Below are 2,390 nucleotides of genomic sequence, written 5' to 3' on the forward strand. Positions count from 1 at the left end.
CGCGCTGGCCGGACGGCACGCCAGGTTCGCGGGCTGGGGCCTGGCGGTGGCCGCGGCGGCGCTGCACGGCCCTCTGGAGGTGGCCGTCGCCGGTCCGCTGGATGACGAGCGCACGAAGAAGCTGCACAGGACGGCGCTGATGTCGGTGGCGCCCGGTACGGTCGTCACGGTCGGGCTGGGCGACGACGTCCCGCTGCTGGCGGGCCGCGGACTCGTCGGCGGCGCACCGGCCGCCTACGTCTGCCGCGACTTCACCTGCCGATTGCCGGTGACGACCCCCGCGGACCTGGCCCGGGAACTTCGGATCTAGGTAAGGTCGTGTTCCGCGCGTGTTACTGAGGGGCTGGTGGGTGTGTTCAAGCCGGATCGTCGCGTTCTCCCGTTGGGCATCGGGGTGGCGATCGCGATCACGCTGTCGACGGGGGTCGCGATGCTCGCCGAGCACGCAGGACGTCCGGCGACGGTCGCCGACGGCCCGGCAGTGGTCGATCAGGAACGCCTGGTCGCGACGTCCAACGGCGTCATCTACGACAAGGCCGTCGCCAAGTTCCGGCGGAAGGTCGAACCCCAGTTCATGATCACCGCGACGGGCGGGAAGGCGCTGCCGGCCGGGGTGCTCGACCGCGTCAAGAAGATCAAGGGCGTGACCGGCGCGGACCTCGTCTACGGCAACAAGGCGAAGCTCGGCGACAAGTGGGTCGGCGTGTTCGGCGTCGACCCTTCGACGTTCCGGAACTTCACCCCCGACCGCACCGCCAAGAGCGACGACCTGTGGCAGAACATCGCCTCGGGCGACGTCGCGATCTCGTTCACGCTGCACAGCGACGGCGGGGTCAACCTGCGGGAGCAGGTCGCGATCACTGGTTCGAGCCGGGTGTCGCAGGCCAGGGTCGGCGCGTACGCGACGATGGGCGTCAGCGGGGTGGACGCGGTGGTCTCCAAGGCGACGGCGCAGCGGATCGGCATGTCGAAGGACAACGTCATGCTGGTCGCCGCCAAGGGCAAGGACCTCGACGCGCTCAAGGAGAAGCTGAAGAAGGCCCTGCCGAAGAAGACCGCGACGGTCTCGGTGCTGAACCCGGCGTTCGACTTCGGCGGGGGCGGCGGCGGGGCGTGGCTGTCGGGGCCGGAGATCAGCCGGGCGATCAACTCGGGCTACACCAAGATCAACATGCCTTATGTGTGGGGCGGCGAGTCGGACGCCGAGGGCGGCTATGACTGCTCGGGGCTGGTGCAGTGGGCGTTCCGGCAGGCGGGGATCGCGATGCCGCGCGTCGCGGAGGACCAGGCGCGCACCGGGCCGTGGCTGCCGTTCAACCAGGCGCGTCCCGGCGATCTGCTGATCTGGGCGAACGACCCGTCGGCGCCGGGCCGGATCTCGCATATCGCGATCTTCCTGGGGGGCGACAAGATGCTGGTCGCCCCGCGCACCGGCGATGTGATCAAGATCCAGCAGGTGTACCTCCGGAACTTCCGGGGCGCGGTCAGGGTGAACCGGTTCGCGGCCGCGTCGCTGGCGAAGACGCTGGGCTGACCGGCTCCGGGCTGAACGGGAAGCCGGCCGTCGCGAAGTCGAAGGCGCGGCCGAACAGCTCGGTGAGGTCGTCGCGGCCGTCGCCTGCGGCCCAGGCCGAGGTGACCGTCGAGATCACGCCGATGACCATGCCGGCGAAGAGCTGGATCTCCAGATCGTCGGGGGCGCGACCCAGCCGCTCGGCGAGCATCGCGACCAGGACGGGCCGGGTGCTCTGCTGGTGCAGCTCCCAGGTGCGGGCGCGCAGCGCGGGCACGGTGTCGCTGAGCTTGACCCGCGCGAGCAGCCGCGCCTTGTCGGCTGGGTCGGCGAGCATGAGGGTCAGCGACTCGGTGAACAGCTTGCGGAGCCCCGCGACGGGTTCGAGGCCCGCCGTCTCCTCCCGGAAGAACCGCTCCATCAGGGGGTCGTACTCGTCGGTGACGACCACGTCCTCCTTGGTGGGGAAGTAGCGGAAGAAGGTGCTCGGCGAGATCTCGGCGGCCTCGGCGATCTGCTCGACCGTGGTGGCGTCGTAGCCGTGCTCCGCGAACAGCCGCAGGGCGTGTTCCTGGATCGCCCTGCGGGTCTTCAGCTTCTTCCGCTCCCGCAACGGCAGCCGGTCAAGCGGGGATGTGCTCATGCTCCGATTCTCCAACACGCGGAGCTTCCCGCGGCGGGCTGAGGATCAGCGACACGGCGGCCGTCAGGACGATCAGGGCGGCGCAGCCGAGGAAGACCAGATCGGAACCGTGCAGGAACGCCTCCTCGGCCTGCCGGAGCTGGGCGGGGTCGGTCAGCCGGGCGGCGGCGCCGATGCCGTCCGCGGCGGCCTGCGGTGCCCGCGACCGGTACCCCGACGCCAGCAGGCTGCCCA

The 2,390-nt window shown here is 70.6% G+C and carries 3 protein-coding genes and 1 pseudogene; 2 read left to right on the forward strand and 2 right to left on the reverse strand.

Annotated elements, in window-relative coordinates; all coding sequences use genetic code 11:
• Together ACYVE7_RS32670 and ACYVE7_RS32675 are read left to right on the forward strand one after the other, a co-directional pair.
• Positions 1 to 310, forward strand: a pseudogene (locus tag ACYVE7_RS32670) (N-acylglucosamine 2-epimerase); the annotation flags it as partial.
• 72 nt (positions 311 to 382) lie between these two features.
• Positions 383 to 1,534, forward strand: coding sequence for a C40 family peptidase (locus tag ACYVE7_RS32675; RefSeq protein WP_460370268.1), 1,152 nt, complete (start codon positions 383 to 385; stop codon positions 1,532 to 1,534).
• Here ACYVE7_RS32675 and ACYVE7_RS32680 read toward each other — a convergent pair.
• Together ACYVE7_RS32680 and ACYVE7_RS32685 are read right to left on the reverse strand one after the other, a co-directional pair.
• Positions 1,485 to 2,156 (reverse strand): TetR family transcriptional regulator, encoded by a 672-nt coding sequence (locus ACYVE7_RS32680; protein WP_460370270.1) that lies wholly within the window; start codon positions 2,154 to 2,156, stop codon positions 1,485 to 1,487. The two genes, ACYVE7_RS32675 and ACYVE7_RS32680, sit on opposite strands and share 50 nt — an antisense overlap.
• On the reverse strand, positions 2,137 to 2,390 hold a 254-nt coding region (locus ACYVE7_RS32685; protein ID WP_460370272.1), incomplete at its 5' end, for a hypothetical protein. The genes ACYVE7_RS32685 and ACYVE7_RS32680, both read right to left, overlap by 20 nt.

This window comes from Actinocorallia lasiicapitis (assembly GCF_054778695.1).